The following is a 19,924-nucleotide window of genomic DNA, read 5'->3' on the forward strand; positions in this document are numbered from 1 at the left end:
ATTATATACTAAGAAAGTGCCCTGTGTGATTATAAGCCACCAGCTGCAGGTCTTGAGTGGTAAAACCACTTGGTTCTCATCTGCTGCTCATAGAATGTATCTCCAAAGATTTAACGAATGCTGGGTTCCTGATGTAGCCGGTGATATAAATTTAAGTGGCGTCTTAGGACATCCACAAAAAAAATTATCTATCCCTACTAAATATATAGGCCCTTTGAGCAGAATGAAATCTTCTGAGGAAGAAATTATATATGACTATATCGCCGTGTTGTCTGGACCAGAACCACAGCGCACTATGCTGGAGGGTATTATTATCACGCTTTTTAAGAAGGCCAGTGTAAAACTACTTATTGTGCAAGGAAAGGTCTCCACTGAAGAGCAGGTTGATAAAATAGGCGCTAATATTAAGGTTGTAAATTTTCTAACAACTGCTGCATTAGAAAAAGCGATTAATCAAAGTAGGTACGTAATTGCAAGATCTGGATATACCACAATCATGGACCTTGCTGTAATGAAGAAAAAGGTGTTTTTTATACCTACGCCTGGTCAAACTGAACAAGAATATCTCGCCGAATTATTAAAATCAAAAAAAATTGCTCCCTACTGTACACAAGACAGCTTTAAGAGCAAGGAGCTACCTAGATTAAAAGTATATCCTGGCTTTGAGCAAGGGATACCTTCTTATAATTTAACTCAATTCTTCGGCCTTTTCAATGGTGAAGGAGAACTCAGAACCCACTCCAAATTCGCTTTCAACATACACTCTTTCTTCATGCGCTTCAATGATGTGCTTTACAATAGAGAGTCCTAATCCCGATCCACCTACCTTACGGTTACCAGATTTATCTACACGATAAAAACGCTCAAAAAGCCTAGGTATGTGTACACTTTCTACGCCTTCTCCATTATCTGTAATACGCACGAGGACTTTATTCTGAATTAAGTCTTGTACACTTACTTCTGTCGTTCCGTTTTCTTTACCATACTTAATAGAGTTCTCTATAAGATTAGTAAGCAACTGCTGTATGCGCTCCTTATCTGCATTGACCATCACACCTTCATCATAAGGCGCGTCAAAAGCAAGCGTAATATTTCTTCTAGCAGCTTTCATTTCTAGCATTTCAAAAGTGCTACCTACTAACTCAATAATATCAAAATACTCGTAGTTAATATTAAGATCGCCTACTTCAAGCTTTGTAATCATATCTAGATCATTAACTAGATATATGAGACGCTCCACACCTTTTTCGGCGCGTTGCAGGTATTTTTTACGTACGGCTTTATCATTAATAGCCCCATCTAGTAATGTAAGAATATAACCCTGTACTGTAAACAGCGGGGTTTTTAATTCATGAGCTACATTTCCTAAAAAATCACGTCGATACTCTTCTTGAATGCGCAGGGATGATATTTCTATTTTCTTACGTTTTGCATAACGCTCTACTTCCTCAGATAAGGAAGCCATGTCTGTAGTTATATTATCTGGTGTAAAACTTACATCCTCAAGGAGTTTTATGTTATCATAAATCTCCTTTACTCCCCTGATAATGAAAAACTGCGTTCTATAATGAATAATTAAAAAAGAAACTACAAAACATAGTCCAATCCCAACAACTAGCGCTTCCCAAGATGGCTCACCATCACGGAATAACTCAAGCGTTACAATTAGTATCGCAAATACTATCGATATGTAACTCGCTGTAATAAGAGAGAATGAGTAAGACTGCTTATCTCCTGCGGCCATTAAATCACAAATTTATAGCCTACACCTTTTACGGTTTTAAAAGACTCATCACCTATTTTTTCTCTAAGCTTACGTATATGTACGTCTATCGTTCTACCACCTACTACTACTTCTAGCCCCCAGACTTTATCAAGTATATCTTCACGAGTAAATACTTTACCTGGTTTTGAGGTTAATAATGATAATAATTCAAATTCTTTGCGCGGCAGTGACAGTTCTTCTTTGCCTTTATACACCTTATATTCTTCTCTATTTATTACTAGGTTACCCACTTTTGTAATCTGAGAAGAAACTTCTTCCTCTTTAAACCTGCGCAGTAATGCTTTTACTTTACTTACTAACACTTTAGGCTTAATAGGCTTTGTGATATAATCATCTGCACCAGCATCAAATCCTGCTACTTGAGAATAATCTTCTCCTCTAGCAGTGAAGAATGTGATGATAGTTTGATCTAGATCACTATTTGCACGTATTACTTCACAAGCTTCTATACCATCCATCTCTGGCATCATCACATCAAGAATAATTAAATGAGGTGAGTGTTTTTTTGCAAGCTTTACAGCCTCTACTCCGTTTGACCCAGTTATAACTTGGTAACCTTCATTAGATAGATTATAACCTACTATTTCAAGAATATCCGGTTCATCGTCTACAAGAAGTATTTTTAGGTCCTTTTTTTTCATGCTTTAAATATTATACGCCTAGTGTAAATATACGTTGTTTTAGTCTTTTGATATACACTGCAATGTATTAGCAAAATTGCCGGCACTCATGTTAAGAGCATTAAGATTTTGTTAAGTTTTTCTACAATCACAACTATTGGCAAGGTAAAATTAAATCATTTAACTACATGATTAACAACACATCACTTCTAAAAAAATATTTTATCACAAGCTATTTTTAATCATTAGAACCACTCACCCGTCATCAAACTTCATAAAAAACTAGCTTGAATATGGGTAGATATGTTTTATATCTTTGCACAAACACTATTCTCAATGCCCCAACGGTCTATTTTTGATATCACTACAGATGCACAATTTGAAGAAGCTGCGCTGGAGGCATTTCGCTTTCAATTTGAGAATAATAATACCTACAGATCTTTTTGTGACTTGCTCTACAAACACCCTAGTGAGATAAAAAGAAGCAGAGACATTCCTTTTTTACCTATTCAATTTTTTAAATCGCATATCATTCTAACGGCTGGATCAGAGACTTCGGTTGTATTTAGTAGTAGTGGGACTACGGGGAGCATCACTAGCAAGCACCATGTTGCCAACTTGAGCTTGTATGAGGATAGTTTTAGGCACGCTTTCGCGAAAGCGTACGGAAACCCAAAAGATTATGTAATCCTAGCATTACTACCCTCCTATCTAGAAAGATCTGGATCTTCCCTCATATATATGGTAGATGATTTAATAAAAACTAGTGATCACCCTGACAGTGGTTTTTATTTAAACAACCTCAACGAACTTGCAAATAAACTAGACTCACTAGACAAGGCAGGGCAAAAAGTATTACTTATAGGTGTATCATTTGCACTTTTAGACTTAGTAGAATCCCATCGCTTTAATCTTAAGAACACCATTATAATGGAAACTGGTGGTATGAAAGGACGTCGCAAAGAATTAGTGCGTGATGAACTGCATGAAATACTTTGCAACGGTTTTGGTGTGTCTTCAATACATAGTGAATATGGGATGACTGAGCTATTAAGTCAAGGCTATTCTAATGGAAACGGGATATTTACCACACCTCCATGGATGAAAATCATCACTCGAGATACAGAAGATGCCCTAAGCTTATTAGACGGCACAAAAACTGGTGGTCTCAATGTAATTGACTTAGCCAATAGATTTTCTTGCCCCTTTATAGCCACTCAAGATCTTGGACGAGTATACGAGGATGGCAGCTTTACCGTAATAGGTCGTTTTGACAACTCAGACATACGAGGCTGCAACCTAATGTCTCTGTAAAATGTAATCTTGCTAAAACTAATACGACTTACTTTACGTACGTATTACTAAAAATAGCAAGTTTATGAAATCACTATCATTTATTCTCGTAGCATTATTTACAATTGTCGCTACCGCTCAAAAAACGGATTACAACCTTAAAAAAGGATATGTAGCCGAAGGATATGACGTGACAGAATATTTTAACAATAAAGCGATAGAAGGAGATAAAGAGTTTACCACAACCTATGATGGTGCAAAATTCCAATTTGCAAGCCAGAAAAATTTAGAGGCTTTTAAAAATTCTCCTGAAAAATTTATCCCACAATATGGAGGGTATTGTGCATACGCCATTGCAGATAAAGGAAAGAAAGTATCTATAGATCCAGAAACTTTTGAGATAAGAGATGGCAAGTTATACCTTTTTTATAATTCATGGGGAACTAATACTCTTGAGAGCTGGAATGAAGAGGGAGCAGCCACTTTAAAGAAAAAAGCAGATATTGAGTGGGAGCGTGTAAGGACTAAAAATTAAGAACGACTTTATAATAGATTGGTTAGTTAGTTAGAAAGCCCCAGATGTTCACTTGAACACTGGGGCTTTCATAATTCTATTAGTAAAGTTTTTATCTCAACTAGATTGCTCTAATAACAAAGTAGTTTTTCTTACCTCTCTGAAGCAGTACAAAGGTTCCATTTATCAAATCTGTAGTCTGGATGGTATAATCCTCTCCTACTTTTTCCTTATTTATCGAGATTGAGTTTTCTTTAAGTGCACGTCTCGCTTCTCCATTAGATTTTAAAAATCCAGTCTTTTCTGCAAGTGCTGCGATAATATCTAATCCACCTTCTATTTCAGATTTTTCTATCTCTGCTTGTGGTACACCTTCAAAGACATCTAAAAATGTCGCCTCATCAAGAGACTTTAGATCATCACTTGTACTTTTACCAAATAAAATATTTGAAGCTGCGATTGCTTTTTCTAGCGCCTCTGCATCATGAACCGTAGTGGTTACCTCCTCTGCTAGTCTCTTTTGTAAAGCTCTCTGATGTGGCGCCTCTTTATGAGCTGCAACAAGTGCTTCAATCTCTTCTCTATCTAAAAAAGTGAAGATTTTAATATACTTCTCTGCATCCTCATCTGTTGTATTTAACCAGTACTGGTAAAATTTATATGGAGATGTTCTTTTTGCATCTAGCCATACATTACCTCCTTCACTTTTACCGAATTTACTTCCATCAGATTTTGTGATAAGTGGGCAAGTAAGCGCATATCCTTTTCCGCCTCCTATGCGACGAACTAATTCTGTACCTGTAGTAATATTACCCCACTGGTCACTTCCTCCCATTTGAAGTGTAATTCCTTCGTTTTTATATAAATGTAAGAAGTCATATCCTTGTACCATCTGGTACGTAAACTCTGTAAATGACATACCATCTGCATCTTCACCAGTAAGTCGGTTTTTTACAGAATCTTTTGCCATCATATAATTAACAGTGATATGCTTACCTATGTCACGGATAAAATCTAGAAAAGAAAACTCCTTCATCCAGTCATAGTTATTCACTAAAAGTGCCTGATTTTCTGCACCCGAAGTAAAGTCAAGAAATTGCGACAATTGGTTTTTCACACACTCTTGATTATGACGTAATGTTTTTTCATCAAGAAGATTACGCTCAGAAGATTTTCCAGATGGATCTCCTATCATACCCGTAGCTCCTCCTACCAGTGCAACAGGTCTATGACCAGATCTCTGATAATGTGCCAGTAACATAATAGGAACTAAATTTCCAATGTGTAATGAGTCTGCCGTAGGGTCAAAACCTACATATGCAGAGCGCATTGCTTCCATTAAATGTTCTTCGGTTTGTGGCATCACATCGTGTATCATCCCACGCCACTTTAATTCTTCTACAAAATTCTTAATCATTGCTATTGTATTTAGGCAGTAGCAAATATAAAAAGAAGGATGTGACCATGGCTATTGTTTCTATTAAAAAGACAAATCATGTATACACTCCATATAATCAAGAATTAACTCATGAGATGTATCTTTACCATATGATTTTAGTTACTGGGAGTACTGGACTTGTAGGCAAACATTTACTGTTGAGCCTCACACAAAAAGATCAAAGCGTTAGAGCTTTGTACCGAAGCGAATCTAAGAAGGCGGAGGTTGTTTCTTTTTTTGCTTTCGCGAAAGCGGAATCTCAATTACACCGTATAGATTGGGTTCAAGGAGATATTACAGAAATACCCAGCCTCACTGCCGCTTTTAAAGATGCAACCTATGTATACCATTGCGCGGCACTCATTTCATTTGACCCTTACCAATTTAAGGAGCTCACTAAAACAAATATTGAAGGGACAGCAAATGTTGTAAATCTAAGCCTAGCAAATAATATCAAAAAACTAGTGCATATAAGCTCTATTGCCACGCTGGCAAGCACACCAAACAATCCAATTACAGAAGATAATTTCTGGGATCCAGACGCCCAAAACTCAGTATATGCACTCACAAAAAATGGTGCAGAGATGGAAGTATGGAGAGGAACACAAGAAGGATTAAACACAATTATTTTAAATCCCGGAATCGTAATAGGTGAAGGAAACTACCAGACCGGCAGCGGAAAGTTCTTTAATCATATTCTTGAAGGAAAAGCTTTATATCCTACTGGAGGTAGTGCAGTGATAGATGTAAAAGACTTAGTAGCATTAATGGAGAAAGCTATGAATAGCACCCTAGCACAAGAAAGGTATATTGCGACTGCTTACAATGTCACTTATCGTGCTTTACTAGAAGAAATAGCAAAAACCTTAGGCAAGAAAGCACCTAGTAGAGCTCTAAGCAACGGCTTACTGCAATTTTTAAACTTCTTAGACTCGATAAGAGGCATATTTACTCGTAAAAGGCAAATAACTAAAATAGGCTACAAGTCATTGCAAAGACAGACATTGTACAGTAATAATAAAATAATAGAAGCGTTTGATTACATTCCCACTCCGCTAGATGTGACTTTGTCACGTATAGCGCTACATATTAATCAAGCTCGCTAGAATCTTCTTTAACTTGTATAATTTTTCTACTAAAAGTATCAGTAACCAAACGCCTCGGGATCTCTTTAAACTTAGTAGAATCTTTTTGTTTGAACTTTGCTTTTACCTCTTTTGCTTTTAAAGTCCTCAGAGAATCTTGCTCTTTTTTCTGCACTGTTTCTATAGAGTCATTTACTTTTAACTCTGCCTGTACTCTTGCAAGTACTTTTGCGTTTATTCCTTTGTATAAATCTACATCTGCTGTGTAATACGCTAGATTTTGTGCGTACGTAAGACTATCAATATCAAACTTATCATAAATGTAAGTTTCTGGCTGAATTCCTAAAAGTTTAAGTTGCGCAACATTATAACCTCTAGCACTAGATACAAGTACAGATTCATATAATATGCTCTCCATGGTATTCTCATCAATAAAGTTACTTGGCTTTTCTACAGGTGGAATGTCTTGACAACTTATCAAGCATAAAAGACCTAGAAATAAAGCATATAATCCTCTCATTATCTATCAAACGTAAGACGTTCACCAAAAAGTTCGTCGTATACCTTAAAGTTTTTATGAGCAAGGCGTCCATTTACAAAGGTGTGTGTTATTCTAGACTTAAACGTAGTCCCTTCAAAAGGAGACCAGCCACACTTATAAAGAATATTATCTTTTTGTACCGTCCAAGGCGCATTTAGGTCTACAAGCACAAGATCTGCTTTATAACCTTTACGTATATATCCTCTTTTTTCTACTTGAAAAAGTATTGCCGGGTTATGACACATCTTCTCTACAATCTTCTCTAAAGAGATTTTCCCTTGATGATAAAACTCTAACATTGCTGGTAAAGCATGTTGTACTAGTGGGCCGCCACTAGGAGCTTTTGTGTAGACGTTGTTTTTTTCTTCTAGAGTATGTGGAGCGTGATCTGTGGCTATGACGTCAATCTTATCATCTAGCAACGCTTGGAATAACTCATCCCTATCCTTAGAAGTTTTTACTGCTGGATTCCATTTAATCTTAGATCCTTTCTCATCGTAATCCTCATCAGAAAACCAAAGATGATGAATACAAACCTCTGCTGTAATTTTCTTTTCGGCTAGTGGAATACTGTTATCAAAGAGCGCTGTTTCTTTACCCGTAGATAAGTGAAAAACATGAAGTCTCGCTCCAGTTTTCTTTGCTAGCTCTATTGCTCTAGATGAAGATATATAACAAGCCTCCTCACTTCTAATAATAGGGTGAAGATTCATAGGTATATCATCACCATAGCGCTCTTTATATATAGCTAGGTTTTTTCTAATGGTCTCTTCGTCTTCACAGTGGGTTGAGATAACCATGTCTGTAGACTTAAAAATCTTTTCAAGCACAGCCTCATTATCAACCAGCATATTACCTGTAGAGCTACCTAAGAACAATTTAAGCCCTGCAACATTCTTCTTGTCAACCTTTAAAATTTCTTCTAGGTTATCGTTAGTTCCCCCAAACATAAAAGAATAGTTTGCTGCGGACGAGTTTGCTGCAATCTCAAACTTTTCTTCGAGTTTTTCAATCGTAGTGGTTTGAGGCACCGTATTAGGCATTTCAATAAATGACGTAATACCTCCGGCTACGGCAGCCTTAGATTCTGTAGCTATATTTCCTTTATGAGTAAGCCCAGGCTCTCTAAAGTGCACTTGATCATCAATAATTCCAGGTATAAGGTAAGTACCCTCTGCATCAAAAATATGCACATCACCAGATTTTGCACTTATACTCTCTGCAATTTCTTCTATAATACCATTATGTACTAACACGTCACCTCTAAAAATGGTTCCTTCGTTAACAATATGAGCATCTTTTATTAAAATCTTTTCCATAATTATTTTTTAAAAAGATGTTGTAATCGCATTTTAACAACACCAAAAATCGCCTCAGAAATAATACCTGAACTCATTTTACTCTCCCCTTTAGTTCTATCGGTAAACACCACAGGAACCTCTACTATTTTGAACTTTTTAAGATATGCTTTATACTTCATCTCTATCTGAAACGCATATCCTACAAATTTTATATTCTCTAGATCTATTGCTCTAAGCACCTTATGATGATAACAAATAAATCCCGCCGTAGTATCATAGATATCCATCCTTGTAATAAACCTCACATATCTTGAGGCTCCCCAAGAAAGTAAAACTCTCCCCATAGGCCAGTTTACCACATTAACTCCCGTTACATATCGAGACCCAATAGCAAGTTCTGCACCATCTTTAACACAAGCATTATAGAGCCTTATTAAATCATTTGGGTTGTGTGAAAAATCTGCATCCATCTCAAAAATATATTCATATTCTTGATTAAGTGCCCATTTAAAACCCGCTATATATGCAGTACCTAACCCATTTTTTTTGGGTCTATTTAAGAGAAATAATTTCCCTTTATATAATTCTTGAAGTTCTTTTACCTTAGCTGCTGTTCCATCTGGAGAGTTATCATCAACCACTAAAATATGGAAAGCGCGTTGTAACGCAAATATATTGCGCAACAGCCTCTCTATATTTTCGATTTCGTTGTAGGTGGGTATGATAACTACAGCGTTTGCCATGCAATCTTGTTTGAGGCAAATGTACTTATTTTAATAAGGTCATTACACCTCAGGAGCACCTTTTGGTATAATTTGTAGTATTTTTAACGCTCTAAAAAAACTCCTCGATTTGGAAAGCAGTCTACGTCTTATTACATATCAAAACTGGATAACAATAATCATTGTAGGTTGTGTGATATTACTAGCCGCTATCAAGTTTTTTTATCAAGCAAGATTCTCAGATTTTATAAATGTAGTAGGTGCAGATCGCTTTTTTAGCACAAGATCCAAGGGGATTTTTATATTACACCCTTTACAGATTGTGTTACTCGCGATACAATTTACAGGAATCTCCCTTTCGTTTTACCTAGCCTACTGCTCCATAACAGGCCTTCCTTATTCAGAGAACTTTGACATCTTTAAGTATATCTTTTTGGGGTACTCTATCTTTGAGATTGTAAAATTCTTACTAGAAAGATTTATAGCATATGTTTTAAATTTTGACAAAAAAATGCAGTCCTTTTTTTACAAACGACTTAATGTGAAGCACCTTTTAGGCCTATTTGCGCTTTTAGGAAGCGCCTTTATCGTGTACCAACTGCAAATTCCTTTTTATTTCATTTACAGCATCCTAGGTATAGTCATTACTATTTACACTATTTCGCAATTTTGGCTCATCCGTAAATACAAGAGTGACTTTTTTAGGTTTCCTTTTTATTTTATTTTGTATTTTTGCACTCTCGAAATTGGACCCTACTTTATTTTGTACTCATTCATCGCAAAACAGTAGCCCAATTAAAAAAATGAGTGTTTATGAAAGTGAAAACTATCCTCGTTTCGCAACCAAAGCCTAAGGTTGAAAACTCACCTTATTTTGAGCTAGAACAAAGACAACGCGTTAAAATAGACTTCATCCCTTTCATCCATGTAGAGGGTGTCTCTGGTAAGGAAGTTAGATTACAAAAAGTAGATCTTAAAGACTACACTGCAATCATACTTACAAGTCGTAATGCCGTTGATCACTTCTTTAGAATTGCAGAGGAAATGCGTTTTAAAGTTCCAGATACCTTAAAATATTTTTGTCAGAGTGAAGCTGTTGCTTATTACTTACAGAAATACGTGGTGTATCGTAAGCGTAAAATATATGTAGGTAAACGCACATTCCCAGAGCTTATTCCATTAATTAAAAAGCATAAGAATGAGACATTCTTATTGCCATCATCAGATAAGTTCAAACCTAACGTTCCAGAACTTCTCGATGCTTTAGGTGTAAAATGGATGCAATCTACTTTTTACAAAACAGTAGTAAGTGACCTTTCTGAATATGAAAATGTATTTTACGACATATTAGTATTTTTTAGCCCAAGTGGTATTCAATCATTATTTGAAAACTTCCCTAACTTTAAACAGAACGACACACGTATTGCCGCTTTTGGTAACACCACGGTAAAAGCTGCCGAAGAAGCAGGGCTTAAAGTAAATATCCAAGCACCTACACCAGAGACTCCTTCTATGACAATGGCTTTAGAGAAGTACATTAAAGATGTAAACAAGAAGTAATATTCTTCTATTGTATATAAAAAAAAACCTGCTCATGGAGCAGGTTTTTTTTATGCTTATTAATGAAATGTATTACCTAGATAAGCTAAGCGTAAACCTCCTCGCGTTTTATCTCACTCAATATACCATCCCAAAGATTTAATCGCACTTTTAATGCTTCCTTAGATACAGCGATTACTTCATCCCATTTATTGTTATCACCTCCACATAAATGTTCAATCATTTTTAGCGCCATAGGCCCATGCTCATCTTCATCTAGCTCAATGTGGCGATCAAAATAATACTTAAAATCAGATAAATCCTTTGCCGGGAAGTTCTCTTCTATCTCTCCAATAATTGCGGTAAACATTGCTGGAATTAGGTTTTCACGACCAAAGGTAAATGCCGCAGCTATCTCATGTAAGTTACCCTTATCTATAATATCAAATGTAAATTTCAAAAACTGACGTACACTAGCTGGCAGATTTTCGATAGCCTCATGTATTGCGATTACATCAAAATCTGTAGCAACAAGATTATCTATTGCAACTGTACTCGCACCAGCTTTTTGCATAGCATCGACGTACATCTCATAATGACTCTGTCGCTCCCCTTTTGCATTTATATCTGTCTCTTCGGCAAGAACAATTTCATTGATTAAATATCTAGTTTCGGCACTTCCTACTGGTCTCCATGGAGTTTGTGTACACGTTAATCCATTTTGCAAAGCCTTCAGTAAAGACATAAAATCCCAAACAGCATACACATGATGCTCCATAAAGACCAAAAGATCATCTGGAGTTTTTATCTCTTTATATAAAGAATGACTAAGCAACTGTTCTTGAAGCGGTTGTATTTCTCGTGTAACTTGTGCAATCATTTTCAATCTATTTTATCATATATAATACGCATATAAGCGCGTTTCGGTTCTCATAAACAGACGACAAATTTACGTTTTTAAGAAGGTAAATTGAATTTTTACGCTTTCGCGAAAGCGTAATTAAACCATAAAAAACACTTCCTTAACATTTATAGACAGTTACTGTTTAAATCCCCTTTGATATATTTATTTTTGCACATCTCAAACAGAGCAAGAAATGTACAGAACGCACAATAATGGAAGCCTAAGAGCTGCCGATGTAAATAAAGAAGTTACCCTCGCAGGATGGGTTCAAAAATCTAGAGATAAAGGATTTATTATTTGGGTAGATCTACGTGATCGTTACGGAATGACGCAACTTGTTTTTGATGAGGAGCGTACCGATGCATCTATCATGGAGCAAGCACGTAAACTAGGACGCGAATTTGTAATTCAAGTTACTGGAACCGTTATAGAGCGTGATTCAAAAAATCCAAATATTGCTACAGGAGATATCGAGATTTTAGTATCAAAACTAGAAGTGCTTAACGCATCACTTACTCCTCCTTTTACCATAGAAGATGAAACTGATGGTGGTGAGGATGTACGTATGAAATACCGTTACCTAGATATACGCCGTAAGCCAGTGCGTGACAGCTTGATCTTTAGACATAAAGTTGCACTAGAAGTACGTAAATATCTTTCTGATCAAGATTTTATTGAGGTAGAAACACCATACTTAATCAAGTCTACTCCTGAGGGAGCTCGTGACTTTGTAGTTCCTTCTCGCATGAACGAAGGACAATTTTATGCATTACCACAATCTCCACAAACCTTCAAGCAATTGCTCATGGTGGGAGGAATGGACAAATACTTCCAGATTGTAAAGTGTTTCCGTGATGAAGATTTACGTGCAGATAGACAGCCGGAGTTTACACAAATAGACTGTGAGATGGCTTTTGTAGAGCAGGAAGATATCTTGAACATCTTTGAAGGACTTACACGCCACTTACTTAAAGAAGTAAATGGTGTTGAGATTGAAAAATTCCCTCGCATGCTGTATGATGATGCAATGCGTTTATATGGTAATGACAAACCAGACATCCGTTTTGGGATGGAATTTGGAGAGCTTAATGAAGTAGCACAACATAAAGACTTTGGCGTTTTTAATAATGCAGAGCTTGTAGTAGGTATCGCTGTCCCAGGAGGAAATAGCTATACTCGTAAAGAAATAGACAAACTCATAGACTGGGTAAAGCGCCCACAAGTAGGCGCACTAGGAATGGTGTACTCTCGTTGCAATGATGATGGATCATTTAAGTCTTCTGTAGATAAATTTTATGACCAAGAAGATCTAGCAAAATGGGCAGAAGTAACTGGAGCTCAAAAAGGAGATCTTATCTGCATCCTTTCTGGAGAAACTTCAAAAGTTCGCGCTCAAATGAGTGCATTACGTATGGAGCTAGCAACACGTTTAGGACTAAGAGATCCTAAGGTATTTGCTCCATTATGGGTAATAGATTTCCCATTACTTGAACTAGATGAAGAGACTGGGCATTACCACGCAATGCACCACCCATTTACATCTCCTAAGCCTGGACAGATAGAACTACTTGACACAAAACCTGGAGAGGTAAAAGCAAACGCATATGACCTAGTACTTAACGGTAACGAAATAGGAGGAGGATCTATACGTATACACGATAAAGAAACGCAAGCTATAATGCTACGCCACTTAGGCTTCTCTGAAGAAGAAGCTAAGGCACAGTTTGGCTTCCTTATGGATGCCTTTGAGTATGGAGCGCCACCACACGGAGGTCTTGCTTTTGGACTAGATAGACTTGTTGCTATTCTAGGAGGACAAGAAACTATACGTGACTTTATTGCTTTCCCTAAAAATAATAGTGGTCGTGATGTAATGATAGACGCACCTGCTTTTCTTGATGATGAGCAAATGAAGGAATTGAATTTGAAGTTGAGAGGGTAATGATTAAGAAGGTTATTAAAATAACGCTAGTAACCTTAGTAGGTTTATTTCTTATTGTGGAGGTGGGTATACGTATCTATAATTACAATATCTATGGAAAGTACGATGTAGATGAAGCTAAATACCCTCACGCAGTAGGATATATAAATCAATCTAAAGCACTTTATAATAATACTTACGAACTATGTAATGGGGATGCAATCTATGATATTCATTCACCACAGCATTTAAAAGTTTTTAAAAATTCTAAAAAAAGCTTTCGCGAAAATGTTAGTAGTAATTTTGATAGTTCACTTTATTCTGATTCTGGATATGTAACATTTAGGTTTATTGTGAATTGTAATGGGGAGCCTGGATGGTTTAATATATACCAAACGAACCTCAATTATGAAGAAATAGCTTTAAGCGAAAGTCTGGTAAATGATTTATTAGATTTTACTAAAAATCCTGATAATTGGAACGTAAGGATTATAGACACTGAAGCTGTAGATTACTATATGTATGTAACGTATCGAATTGAAAATGGAAAAATTACTGAAATACTTCCTTAGCACATCACTTGTATTCCTTTTTGCCTGCGCCGAAGAGGATACAAGTAATATGACCGCTTCAGAAAGGGCTAGTCTTTCCATGAAGACCCTTAACGAAGGTGGACATCTGTTTCAAGGCTCTCCAAAGAGCATGACGAGATTGGAAAAAGCTATAGAAATAGACCCCAACAACTCAGATGCACTACGTGAATTATCAGTTGCGTATCTCAAACGGGGTTTAATGGCCGATTGGAAAATTAGATATGACAAAGCAGTAGCTGCAAATCCTGAAGTTTGGATTCCAATGAGGGGATATTTACATCTGTTGTTTCATAGAGATTATGATGGAGCTATTGCAGATTTCAACACAGCAGATTCTCTTACTCCAAAGTTCAAGGACGCTCCTCAAGGACAAAGCATTGATTACTGGCGAGGCATTGCCTACTTAGGAAAGAAAGATTATGATAATGCAATCAAAAATTTCGAAAATCATATTGCCCTCGAGACTAATAATGCAGGTGAAGATTGGATAGAAACAACTACATTTCTATACCTTGGTATCGCATACTATTACAAAGAAGATTACATAAATGCCGACAAGAATTTTGAAAAAATTCTAATGTATAATAGAAATATTTCGGCAGATGGCAATTACTACAAAGCAAAAACACTTGCAGCTAATGGTAACGAGAAAGATGCTTATAAATATGCAACCACAGCTCTCCAGCAATTTAGAAATGGGAGCTACAATCAGCATGACTATGTAGAAGTTATTGAACAGCTCTACGAATCTGACATTTTAGAGCTAATCAAATCATTAGAAGCAAAACCTCTATAAACTTACAATTTTGGAAACAGAAGAAAACCAAAGCAACTCTAAAGTATTTAAAACTGTTTTAAAAACGATAGCAATCACGATGGTTAGCATCTTGGTACTAGCGATTATTGCTTTTTTTATAACCATTACATTCTTTGAATAAATGAACAAAGCTCGACGTATTTTCATCATTGTTCTTTTCTTTATTCTAGCAGCGATGCTTGCATATGGCTTTTACTGCAAAGACAATGTAGACGCAGCTTTGGGTCATAAGTTTATTGGCCTTTCTATTGCAGGTGGTTTTTTCATTTTAATGCCCACTTTTATTTATCACCGCTGGAAAGATCGCAAAGTGGCAGACTATATGCTCACAGATGACGCTTTTAAAAGAATGAAAGAATTTAACAATTCCAAAGATAAAAAGCGCTGAATTTAAAGAGTTTACATTAATATAATATAAGCAAAAGTTTTGTTTACCAAATAAAAGTGTAAGTTTGCACTTTATTAATACATATTTTATAATGGAAGGAACAGTAAAATTTTTCAATGAGTCAAAAGGTTATGGTTTTATAACTAACGACGACACCGGTAAAGACATCTTTGTACACGTTACAGGTCTTAACGGGGAAACTATCAACGAAGGAGACAAAGTTGAGTACGTAGAAGAAGAAGGAAGAAAAGGATTAACTGCTGCACAAGTACGTGTACTGTAGTTATCAAGATAGATAGATACTTTTTTACGATTACAAAAGCTCGCCTATGGCGGGCTTTTTCGTTTACAACAACTTTATAAAAGTATTGTTTAGAATATTCTATTAAGTACCACACTCGCATCTAGAAGTACTATACAGAACACCCCAGCTACAATAATAAACTTCAAAATATTATGAAGTAGCACATAGTGAGGTCTTGCTACAGATCTCCATAAGATGGCTAGAAACAATAACAACAAAGCCACACTCCCATAAAAGTAGTAGCTCATATACCCTAACTTAAAGTGGTTTATTAAGAAAAAGATAGGGATTATTGTGAGGCCTCCTAAAATTGTAAGCAACCACTTTGAGGTAGTAGTTCCGTATATAACAGGTATCGTTCTATAGTTCTGAACGAGATCACCTTTTAAATTTTCTAGATCTTTTACCATCTCGCGCATAGCAATTACTAGAAACAAAAAAGATCCGTGCACAAAAATCACCGGAGCAAGATTTCCGTAGTAAATAAACACGGCAAAAAATGGAGTAATCGCGAGTGTTGCCGCTACTAGATTACCTACAAAGGGATATTTTTTGAGTTTATGTGAGTAAATCCATATTCCAAAAATATAAAGCGCATAAAATATCACTGCTCTAAAGGACACATAACTAGCGGCAATGGCAGCTAGAAAGTTGAGCACAAAATATATAGACAGCTTTGTGTTTTGACTCACGAGCCTATCTAACATGGTCTTTTTAGGCCTATTAATCAAGTCCTTTTCAGAATCGTAAAAGCTATTGATGATGTAACCTGCTGCGATGGTAAAAACGCCAGCGAGCACTAGGAATAAGAGATTGAGATCAAATATGATTTCGCGTAAGCGTAAATCTGGTGCTAGTATAAATATAGATGTAAGATATTGTGCAATGACGATTACAAGAATATTGTAACCACGCACCACAGAAAAGAGGCTAATTAACTTAAGGATAAAACGTTTGTTTTTTCTCGAAAGCATCAGTTGCCTTTTAAGTAAATACTAAGAATTATTAGAAGGTATAAACCACTTCTAGCTTGTGTCCTTTAAGAGCCTGTTGTGCCTTTTCTAAGTCTTCGGTAAAGCCAAGCATGTAACCACCACCTCCAGAACCACAAAGCTTCAAGTAGTAGTCATTAGTATCTATTCCTTGCTTCCATAGATCATGAAATTTTGCAGGAATCATAGGCTTAAAGTTGCTAAGCACCACTTTAGATAATTGCTTCACATTACCAAAAAGTGACTTTACGTCTCCCTTTAAAAAATCATCTACACAAGCATCTGTATGTTTTACAAACTGGTCTTTAAGCATTGCTCTAAAACCATCTTGCTTCATACTTTCCATAAAGATGTTTACCATAGGAGCAGTCTCACCCACAATACCACTATCTAATAAGAATACAGCACCTGTACCCGTTTGCGCTTGAGAAGGAATCCCAGCAGCCTCAATATGATCTTTACTATTGATAAGAATAGGTAAGCTTAAATAGCTATTAAGAGGATCTAATCCAGAAGATTTACCGTGAAAGAAGGACTCCATACCGCCAAAAATTTGCTTCAAATTAAGCAACTTCTCGCGTGTAAGATTTTCTAACACCGTGATTTTATCTACTGCATATTTATCATAAATAGCCGCTACTAGTGCACCACTACTTCCTACCCCATAGCCTTGAGGTATACTAGAATCAAAATACATACCTGCATCTACATCTTCTTGCATTTGATCAATATCAAATGAAACAAGCTCTGGCTGCTCAGTTTGTAAGTTTTTTAAGTAGATAACAAAACGTGCAAGATGCCCGTTTGATGCAATTGCATCATCATTAGGATTCTCTTCTATTTTAAGGGCTCCGTTATAGAAGTTATAAGGAATAGCAAGACCTTTAGAATCTTTTATGATTCCATACTCGCCGAACAATAAAATTTTTGAATAAAAAAGTGGACCTTTCATAATGGGGATCTCCTAATGAGTTACACAAATTTACAGTTTTTTTGCTCCATTACCCACACAATCATCAATATAGTGGCTGTTTTGGCAAAATTTTGAAAGTTCGCTAGCTATAAATTTCTGAACAGACTCCTTTTCATTTTCTGGATATAACACATGAACATTTGCTCCAGCATCAAGTGTAAAGCAAATTTTTGAACCTGTTTCATTACGGTAAGCCCAGATTTCATTAATAATCTCGAGTGTTTTAGGCTTCATCAAGATAAAGTAAGGATGGCTCGTCATCATCATAGCGTGTAGTGTGAGCGCCTCACTTTCCACGATTTTTATGAACTGACCTACATCACCTTGCTTAAAAACTTGCATCAAGCTTGATAAGTTTTCATGTGCTTGGGTAAATCTCGCTTTCGCGAAAGCGTGACCATGCATTAAATCATGCCCTACAGTACTACTCACTTGCTTCTCACCTTTATCTACAAGTAAGATGGTATCTTGATAATTGTGGAATTTCTCATGAATTTCTCCTTCGTAAGATGTTCCATAAAAGTTTGTACTCCCTTCTATCTCTGCATGCTTACCCCAAACCACAAGAGGACCTTCTATACTTCTACACGCACTTCCAGAACCTAGTCTAGCAAGAAAACTTGCCTTCTCATTAAAGAAAGTATCTGTCATGGCTACCTCCATACCTCGCTCCATTTCCATAAGACAGAGTGCAAGTGCACTCATACCAGATGCAGAACTCGCAATACCAGAACTATGCGGAAAAGAGTTAGATGTCTCAATTTTATATTCATACTCCTTTACAAAAGGCATATAAATAACTATACGCTCAAAAAACTTGGCGATTTTCGGCTTGAAATCCGGCGCTGCTTCTCCATCTAAAAAGATCTCAAAAGGAATCTCGCCAGATGTATTACTATTCTTTTTATAGGATAGCGTTGTCGTTGTATGGCAGTTAGATAAGGTGAAGCTTATGCTTGGATTTTGAGGTAACTGCTCGCCATATTTACCCCAATATTTAACAAGGGCTATATTACTAGGAGATTGATAACTTACAGATCCTGCAGGTAAAACTTGGTAATTACCAGAGGGTATAAAATCGCTTTCGGTCATTGAGTTTGAGTAGAAATTTATACAAAGATAGCAATATCAACGCTTAGAGACGTCTAAGATTATTCACTACCTTTAAGTCTTAACCAATTTATTTTATGGACAAAGATTTATTAATTCGCATTGTTCTGAGTATAATCATTTGCCTTCTTGTAGGCACTATAGGCGCTCTAGCAACCCAAAGCAGTATAGATACGTGGTATGTAGGTCTTATGAAACCTAGTTGGAGTCCGCCTAACTGGATTTTTGCACCCGTATGGATTATACTTTATATCATGATGGGTATAGCCGCCGGTATTGTATGGAATAGAGGTTTTTACCACAAGTGGGTAAAAGTAGCTTTATACCATTTTGGTTTTCAGCTTATACTTAATGGATTGTGGAGCATCATATTCTTTGGACTAGAACAACCCTTCTTTGCACTACTCACCATTTGCGGCCTTTTTATCTTAGTCATATTAACGATAAAATGGTTTAAAGTTGTAGACAGATGGAGCGCAGCATTACTTATTCCTTATATATTATGGCTTGCTTTTGCCACGGCTCTTAATTTTGAAATCTGGCGTCTTAACTAGAAAGTTCTAACAGTTTTATGATGGTTTTATAATTGCGGGTTGTAGCAACCACGTTTAATTTTTTTTCAAAAAAAGTATTTGTCGCCTTTGCTTTCCCGTACCCTTTCTCCGGATAAAGGTAAACACAGTTTTGAGTAGCTACAAAATGTTCGTTAGGTAACTCTAAATTATTTACAAGCGCTTTATGTTCTGTGCTAGGTATGGTATGCAACAATGTAAAATAACTTGACTCTATATATTCTGGTGAGAGCGCATAGTTCTTATAAACCTGAGTGAGCATTTTACGAGTTAAAACAAACACTGGCAACTCAAAACCGTATGTATCCACAATAGTTTTCTTTAAAACATCTGCTATCTCGTCTATATCTTTCTCGTGAGATTTAAATATAATATTCCCACTTTGTATATAGGTCACTACCTCTGTATATCCTAGCGAAGTAAAAAGAGTTTTGAGGTCTGCCATTTTGATTTTTCTATGACCTCCTACATTAATTCCGCGCAGTAAACATATATACGTATTCATAAATCT

Annotated in this window: 22 protein-coding genes and 1 pseudogene; 12 read left to right on the forward strand and 11 right to left on the reverse strand. The window is 36.3% G+C overall.

Annotation, left to right across the window (positions count from 1 at the left end):
• Positions 1-295: 295 nt before the first annotated feature.
• Positions 296-577 (forward strand): annotated as a pseudogene (locus ACJJVW_RS05530) (glycosyltransferase); the annotation flags it as partial.
• 111 nt (positions 578-688) lie between these two features.
• On the opposite strand, the gene ACJJVW_RS05535 reads toward ACJJVW_RS05530, so the two are convergent.
• Together ACJJVW_RS05535 and ACJJVW_RS05540 are read right to left on the reverse strand one after the other, a co-directional pair.
• Positions 689-1,744 carry a cell wall metabolism sensor histidine kinase WalK gene (locus ACJJVW_RS05535; RefSeq protein WP_298329585.1) on the reverse strand — a complete coding sequence of 352 codons (1,056 nt, stop codon included), beginning with the start codon at positions 1,742-1,744 and terminating at the stop codon, positions 689-691.
• On the reverse strand, positions 1,744-2,427 hold the full coding sequence (locus ACJJVW_RS05540) for a response regulator transcription factor (protein WP_298329587.1): 684 nt from the start codon (positions 2,425-2,427) through the stop codon (positions 1,744-1,746). The genes ACJJVW_RS05535 and ACJJVW_RS05540 overlap by 1 nt, the downstream gene beginning before the upstream one ends.
• Before the next feature lie 315 nt (positions 2,428-2,742).
• Here ACJJVW_RS05540 and ACJJVW_RS05545 point away from each other — a divergent pair, with 315 nt between their 5' ends.
• Both ACJJVW_RS05545 and ACJJVW_RS05550 read left to right on the forward strand, forming a co-directional pair.
• Complete coding sequence (locus ACJJVW_RS05545; protein WP_405250999.1) at positions 2,743-3,720, forward strand: acyl transferase; 978 nt, start codon at positions 2,743-2,745, stop codon at positions 3,718-3,720.
• A gap of 64 nt (positions 3,721-3,784) precedes the next feature.
• The gene (locus ACJJVW_RS05550) at positions 3,785-4,234 is read left to right on the forward strand and encodes a YHS domain-containing (seleno)protein (protein ID WP_405251000.1); all 450 of its coding nucleotides are present in this window, start codon (positions 3,785-3,787) and stop codon (positions 4,232-4,234) included.
• A gap of 100 nt (positions 4,235-4,334) precedes the next feature.
• Here ACJJVW_RS05550 and tyrS read toward each other — a convergent pair whose 3' ends face one another.
• Positions 4,335-5,630 carry a tyrosine--tRNA ligase gene (gene tyrS / locus ACJJVW_RS05555; protein WP_298329596.1) on the reverse strand — a complete coding sequence of 432 codons (1,296 nt, stop codon included), beginning with the start codon at positions 5,628-5,630 and terminating at the stop codon, positions 4,335-4,337.
• Here tyrS and ACJJVW_RS05560 point away from each other — a divergent pair.
• Positions 5,630-6,757: an NAD-dependent epimerase/dehydratase family protein gene (locus ACJJVW_RS05560; protein WP_405251001.1), complete on the forward strand. Its 1,128-nt coding sequence runs from the start codon at positions 5,630-5,632 to the stop codon at positions 6,755-6,757. The two genes, tyrS and ACJJVW_RS05560, sit on opposite strands and share 1 nt — an antisense overlap.
• On the opposite strand, the gene ACJJVW_RS05565 is transcribed toward ACJJVW_RS05560, so the two are convergent.
• Genes ACJJVW_RS05565 through ACJJVW_RS05575 form a run of 3 tightly spaced genes read right to left on the reverse strand, consistent with a single transcriptional unit; the run spans position 6,741 to position 9,321 of the window.
• Positions 6,741-7,256 (reverse strand): DUF4296 domain-containing protein, encoded by a 516-nt coding sequence (locus ACJJVW_RS05565; protein WP_405251002.1) that lies wholly within the window; start codon positions 7,254-7,256, stop codon positions 6,741-6,743. The two genes, ACJJVW_RS05560 and ACJJVW_RS05565, sit on opposite strands and share 17 nt — an antisense overlap.
• On the reverse strand, positions 7,256-8,596 hold the full coding sequence (locus ACJJVW_RS05570; RefSeq protein WP_339846665.1) for a dihydroorotase: 1,341 nt from the start codon (positions 8,594-8,596) through the stop codon (positions 7,256-7,258). The genes ACJJVW_RS05565 and ACJJVW_RS05570 overlap by 1 nt, the downstream gene beginning before the upstream one ends.
• A 2-nt stretch (positions 8,597-8,598) precedes the next feature.
• Complete coding sequence (locus ACJJVW_RS05575; protein WP_405222266.1) at positions 8,599-9,321, reverse strand: polyprenol monophosphomannose synthase; 723 nt, start codon at positions 9,319-9,321, stop codon at positions 8,599-8,601.
• A gap of 109 nt (positions 9,322-9,430) precedes the next feature.
• Here ACJJVW_RS05575 and ACJJVW_RS05580 point away from each other — a divergent pair, with 109 nt between their 5' ends.
• Together ACJJVW_RS05580 and ACJJVW_RS05585 are read left to right on the forward strand one after the other, a co-directional pair.
• The gene (locus tag ACJJVW_RS05580; RefSeq protein WP_405251004.1) at positions 9,431-10,090 is read left to right on the forward strand and encodes a DUF4271 domain-containing protein; all 660 of its coding nucleotides are present in this window, start codon (positions 9,431-9,433) and stop codon (positions 10,088-10,090) included.
• A 23-nt stretch (positions 10,091-10,113) separates the two neighbouring features.
• Complete coding sequence (locus ACJJVW_RS05585) at positions 10,114-10,860, forward strand: uroporphyrinogen-III synthase (RefSeq protein WP_035335512.1); 747 nt, start codon at positions 10,114-10,116, stop codon at positions 10,858-10,860.
• An 85-nt stretch (positions 10,861-10,945) separates the two neighbouring features.
• Here ACJJVW_RS05585 and ACJJVW_RS05590 read toward each other — a convergent pair whose 3' ends face one another.
• On the reverse strand, positions 10,946-11,719 hold the full coding sequence (locus tag ACJJVW_RS05590; RefSeq protein ID WP_405251005.1) for a DUF3050 domain-containing protein: 774 nt from the start codon (positions 11,717-11,719) through the stop codon (positions 10,946-10,948).
• 217 nt (positions 11,720-11,936) lie between these two features.
• Between ACJJVW_RS05590 and aspS the strand changes: the two genes are divergently transcribed.
• The 5 genes from aspS (at position 11,937) to ACJJVW_RS05615 (ending at position 15,745) form a co-directional block, all read left to right on the forward strand.
• A complete protein-coding gene (gene aspS / locus ACJJVW_RS05595; protein ID WP_298329616.1) occupies positions 11,937-13,685 on the forward strand; it encodes an aspartate--tRNA ligase in 1,749 nt (582 codons plus the stop codon).
• Positions 13,685-14,236, forward strand: coding sequence for a hypothetical protein (locus ACJJVW_RS05600; protein ID WP_405251006.1), 552 nt, complete (start codon positions 13,685-13,687; stop codon positions 14,234-14,236). The genes aspS and ACJJVW_RS05600 overlap by 1 nt, the downstream gene beginning before the upstream one ends.
• Complete coding sequence (locus ACJJVW_RS05605) at positions 14,208-15,053, forward strand: tetratricopeptide repeat protein (protein WP_405251007.1); 846 nt, start codon at positions 14,208-14,210, stop codon at positions 15,051-15,053. Before ACJJVW_RS05600 ends, ACJJVW_RS05605 begins: the two co-directional genes overlap by 29 nt.
• 142 nt (positions 15,054-15,195) lie before the next feature.
• On the forward strand, positions 15,196-15,462 hold the full coding sequence (locus tag ACJJVW_RS05610) for a hypothetical protein (RefSeq protein WP_035335508.1): 267 nt from the start codon (positions 15,196-15,198) through the stop codon (positions 15,460-15,462).
• 91 nt (positions 15,463-15,553) lie between these two features.
• A complete protein-coding gene (locus ACJJVW_RS05615; protein ID WP_013750944.1) occupies positions 15,554-15,745 on the forward strand; it encodes a cold-shock protein in 192 nt (63 codons plus the stop codon).
• Positions 15,746-15,834: 89 nt separating this feature from the next.
• Here the strand turns inward: ACJJVW_RS05615 and ACJJVW_RS05620 are convergent, their stop codons facing one another.
• From ACJJVW_RS05620 to ACJJVW_RS05630, 3 genes are read right to left on the reverse strand one after another with little or no spacing between them, the layout of a single operon-like run.
• Positions 15,835-16,740, reverse strand: coding sequence for a geranylgeranylglycerol-phosphate geranylgeranyltransferase (locus ACJJVW_RS05620; RefSeq protein WP_405251008.1), 906 nt, complete (start codon positions 16,738-16,740; stop codon positions 15,835-15,837).
• A gap of 31 nt (positions 16,741-16,771) precedes the next feature.
• Entirely contained in the window at positions 16,772-17,710 is a 939-nt protein-coding gene (locus ACJJVW_RS05625) for a mevalonate kinase (RefSeq protein ID WP_379952819.1), read from the reverse strand.
• A 30-nt stretch (positions 17,711-17,740) separates the two neighbouring features.
• Complete coding sequence (locus ACJJVW_RS05630) at positions 17,741-18,823, reverse strand: diphosphomevalonate/mevalonate 3,5-bisphosphate decarboxylase family protein (RefSeq protein ID WP_405251009.1); 1,083 nt, start codon at positions 18,821-18,823, stop codon at positions 17,741-17,743.
• A 95-nt stretch (positions 18,824-18,918) separates the two neighbouring features.
• Here ACJJVW_RS05630 and ACJJVW_RS05635 point away from each other — a divergent pair, with 95 nt between their 5' ends.
• A complete protein-coding gene (locus ACJJVW_RS05635) occupies positions 18,919-19,395 on the forward strand; it encodes a TspO/MBR family protein (RefSeq protein ID WP_013750940.1) in 477 nt (158 codons plus the stop codon).
• On the opposite strand, the gene ACJJVW_RS05640 is transcribed toward ACJJVW_RS05635, so the two are convergent.
• On the reverse strand, positions 19,388-19,918 hold the full coding sequence (locus ACJJVW_RS05640) for a DUF1697 domain-containing protein (RefSeq protein WP_298329644.1): 531 nt from the start codon (positions 19,916-19,918) through the stop codon (positions 19,388-19,390). The genes ACJJVW_RS05635 and ACJJVW_RS05640 overlap by 8 nt on opposite strands.
• Positions 19,919-19,924: the final 6 nt, after the last annotated feature.

This window comes from Dokdonia sp. Asnod3-C12 (assembly GCF_045063975.1).
Lineage (GTDB): Bacteria > Bacteroidota > Bacteroidia > Flavobacteriales > Flavobacteriaceae > Dokdonia.

Excerpts from the sequence above, each read along its gene's own strand:
- ACJJVW_RS05535 (WP_298329585.1), bottom strand. The coding sequence starts at position 1,744 with ATGGCCGCAGGAGATAAGCAGTCTTACTCATTCTCTCTTATTACAGCG.
- ACJJVW_RS05540 (WP_298329587.1), bottom strand. The coding sequence starts at position 2,427 with ATGAAAAAAAAGGACCTAAAAATACTTCTTGTAGACGATGAACCGGAT.
- ACJJVW_RS05545 (WP_405250999.1), top strand. The coding sequence starts at position 2,743 with ATGCCCCAACGGTCTATTTTTGATATCACTACAGATGCACAATTTGAA.
- ACJJVW_RS05550 (WP_405251000.1), top strand. The coding sequence starts at position 3,785 with ATGAAATCACTATCATTTATTCTCGTAGCATTATTTACAATTGTCGCT.
- tyrS (WP_298329596.1), bottom strand. The coding sequence starts at position 5,630 with ATGATTAAGAATTTTGTAGAAGAATTAAAGTGGCGTGGGATGATACAC.
- ACJJVW_RS05565 (WP_405251002.1), bottom strand. The coding sequence starts at position 7,256 with ATGAGAGGATTATATGCTTTATTTCTAGGTCTTTTATGCTTGATAAGT.
- ACJJVW_RS05570 (WP_339846665.1), bottom strand. The coding sequence starts at position 8,596 with ATGGAAAAGATTTTAATAAAAGATGCTCATATTGTTAACGAAGGAACC.
- ACJJVW_RS05575 (WP_405222266.1), bottom strand. The coding sequence starts at position 9,321 with ATGGCAAACGCTGTAGTTATCATACCCACCTACAACGAAATCGAAAAT.
- ACJJVW_RS05585 (WP_035335512.1), top strand. The coding sequence starts at position 10,114 with ATGAAAGTGAAAACTATCCTCGTTTCGCAACCAAAGCCTAAGGTTGAA.
- ACJJVW_RS05590 (WP_405251005.1), bottom strand. The coding sequence starts at position 11,719 with ATGATTGCACAAGTTACACGAGAAATACAACCGCTTCAAGAACAGTTG.
- aspS (WP_298329616.1), top strand. The coding sequence starts at position 11,937 with ATGTACAGAACGCACAATAATGGAAGCCTAAGAGCTGCCGATGTAAAT.
- ACJJVW_RS05600 (WP_405251006.1), top strand. The coding sequence starts at position 13,685 with ATGATTAAGAAGGTTATTAAAATAACGCTAGTAACCTTAGTAGGTTTA.
- ACJJVW_RS05605 (WP_405251007.1), top strand. The coding sequence starts at position 14,208 with ATGGAAAAATTACTGAAATACTTCCTTAGCACATCACTTGTATTCCTT.
- ACJJVW_RS05610 (WP_035335508.1), top strand. The coding sequence starts at position 15,196 with ATGAACAAAGCTCGACGTATTTTCATCATTGTTCTTTTCTTTATTCTA.
- ACJJVW_RS05615 (WP_013750944.1), top strand. The coding sequence starts at position 15,554 with ATGGAAGGAACAGTAAAATTTTTCAATGAGTCAAAAGGTTATGGTTTT.
- ACJJVW_RS05620 (WP_405251008.1), bottom strand. The coding sequence starts at position 16,740 with ATGCTTTCGAGAAAAAACAAACGTTTTATCCTTAAGTTAATTAGCCTC.
- ACJJVW_RS05625 (WP_379952819.1), bottom strand. The coding sequence starts at position 17,710 with ATGAAAGGTCCACTTTTTTATTCAAAAATTTTATTGTTCGGCGAGTAT.
- ACJJVW_RS05630 (WP_405251009.1), bottom strand. The coding sequence starts at position 18,823 with ATGACCGAAAGCGATTTTATACCCTCTGGTAATTACCAAGTTTTACCT.
- ACJJVW_RS05635 (WP_013750940.1), top strand. The coding sequence starts at position 18,919 with ATGGACAAAGATTTATTAATTCGCATTGTTCTGAGTATAATCATTTGC.
- ACJJVW_RS05640 (WP_298329644.1), bottom strand. The coding sequence starts at position 19,918 with ATGAATACGTATATATGTTTACTGCGCGGAATTAATGTAGGAGGTCAT.